This is a genomic window from Halomonas sp. SIMBA_159 (genome assembly GCF_046536035.1).
Taxonomy (GTDB): domain Bacteria; phylum Pseudomonadota; class Gammaproteobacteria; order Pseudomonadales; family Halomonadaceae; genus Vreelandella; species Vreelandella venusta_A.
Map to the genome: position 1 here is coordinate 1 of NZ_JAWJBT010000561.1, position 272 is coordinate 272.

The 272-nt window shown below is 52.6% G+C and carries 1 protein-coding gene; it reads left to right on the forward strand.

Annotated elements, in window-relative coordinates; all coding sequences use genetic code 11:
* A partial coding sequence (locus R0J87_RS20455) for a LysR family transcriptional regulator (protein ID WP_498888549.1) occupies window positions 1-272 on the forward strand: 272 nt, incomplete at both ends.

Consider the following 272-nt stretch of genomic DNA (forward strand, 5'->3'; position numbering starts at 1 on the left):
GCTCTTATACCGAAGCAGCCAAACGGCTATATTGCTCGCAGCCTTCCGTCAGCCAGCATATCCGTTATTTAGAAGAATTCTACGGCGTGAAACTCATCATTCGCAACAAACAGCGCATTGAGCTGACGGAGCGCGGCGCTCTGCTGCAAAAGCAGGCTGTGCAATTGCTCGAGCTGTTTGACGAGACGCAAGAACTGATGGCCACACCCGCCGCCCAACAGCCGGTAGCCATCTACATGAGCAGCCATATAGCCGAAAATTATTACGAGGAG